The following is a 1,731-nucleotide window of genomic DNA, read 5'->3' as shown; positions in this document are numbered from 1 at the left end:
GTTATACCCTAAGAGCAAACCACCCTTTTTAAGGGTGGTTCTGATTGCTTGCATGTCCTCGGCAGCATTTGCCTAAATGGTGAATGCTGGTGCCGGCAGGTTGCCGAGTGCGTGTTGCGGGTATACCTCACGCGTACCATGATCCAAACACTGTGAGGTGTCTGCGCGTGTGCGCGATAATTCATTTTGGAACTGACGGTTGGCGCGCTCGCGTCGATGAGGACTTCACTGCCGATAACGTTGCCCGTATCGCCGATGCCGTCGGCGAGTTGTGGCAAAAGACCAATCCGGGCAAAACGGTATATATAGGGTTCGACACCCGGCCCCTGGCGAGCGAGTTTGCTGAGCTTGCGGCGGGCGTGCTAGCAGCGCACGGGCTAGACGCCGTGCTCGCTTCGCGACCTGTCCCGACCCCTGCCCTTACGTGGGCGGCGGCTTATGACGGTGAGGCGTGCGGCGCGCTCATGGTGACGGGGTCCCATCATCCGCAGGGTTATCTGTGCCTCAAGATTCGCATGGGTGACGGCTCGACCGCCAACCAGGATGTCATCGAAGAGCTCGAAGAGACCATGGCTCCCGAGCCAATGGGGATCGAGGGGCAATATCGCACCGCGGATATCATTCCTGACTATATGCAGGCGGTGGCATCGTTTGTCGATGCCGAAGCCATCCGCGCCGCGCACCTGCGCGTGGTTGTCGATCCGATGGGCGGCGCAGCCCAGGGCTATCTGGCCGACTTGCTACGCGAGCTTGGCGTTGAGGTGCACGAGATTCACGCCGGGCAGGCGTCTGACCAAGAAGATATCTGCCCCGACCCCGTTGAGCCTTGGGTGGACGCTTGCGAGCGCACGGTTATCGATGACGGAGCTTGCGCTGGTCTGGTGACCGACGGCGACGCCGACCGTATCGGTGCGGTTGACGAGCGCGGCAGATATATACATCCGCATCAGATCATGGCGCTCGTTTTGGGCGACTTGGTTCAATTTCGTAATTTGGAGGGGCGCGTCGTCGTCAATCTTTCATGCTCGACGCTCGTGCGTCGCATTGCCGAGGCGCTTGGCTGCCGCGTGACCGTCAAACCGGTCGGTTTCAAATATATAGCGGCAGAGATGAAGAAGGGCGGCGTCCTCATAGGCGGCGAAGAAGCCGGTGGTATCGGCATCGCCGCGCATATGCCCGAGCGCGATGGAATCCTCGCCTGTCTAATTCTGTGTGAGCTTATGGCAAAGACGGACGCGCCTTTGGGCGTTCTGGTCGACCAACTCGAGGACAGTTTTGGTAAGACGAGTTACGGTCGACGGGATTTGCGCCTTGAGGCCGAAGATGCCGAAACGTTACGAACCCTGCTGCCGGGCGTAAACCCCAAGTCGATTTGTGGCAAGGTGCCGCAAAACGTTAGTCATATGGATGGCTTGCGTTTGGCATTCGAGGATGACACGTGGCTGCTGGTCCGTCCTAGCGGGACCGAACCAGTGGTGCGCGTCTACGCCGAGGGGTTCTCGGTGGAAGAACGTGATGAGTTGCTCGATGCTGGCTGTGCTTTAGCTAGGGGGACGTATCCGCTTTAACCATGAGACTGCCTTATATAAAGAGATGCTCGGCGAGCGGTAGGTAACGGCTGGCAAACGTTAGTCGGATTCCAAGATGTGTAGGAAATGTGTACGCCCAGATTCCCGTCCACGGCGCCCCTCCGGTCTGGCAATATATCTCCTTGCCGCGCGGCCCGGTCGG

The 1,731-nt window shown here is 59.1% G+C and carries 1 protein-coding gene; it reads left to right on the top strand.

Features of this window, described 5'->3' with window-relative positions:
• Positions 1–167: 167 nt before the first annotated feature.
• A complete protein-coding gene (locus tag DWV58_RS09715; RefSeq protein WP_117770559.1) occupies positions 168–1,568 on the top strand; it encodes a phosphoglucomutase/phosphomannomutase family protein in 1,401 nt (466 codons plus the stop codon).
• Positions 1,569–1,731 lie beyond the last annotated feature (163 nt).

Origin of the sequence: Collinsella sp. AF11-11 (assembly GCF_003465485.1) — a bacterium.
Classification (GTDB): Bacteria; Actinomycetota; Coriobacteriia; order Coriobacteriales; family Coriobacteriaceae; genus Collinsella.
Note: the sequence above shows the minus strand (reverse complement) of the source record. Positions and strands in the feature narration are given on the sequence as shown.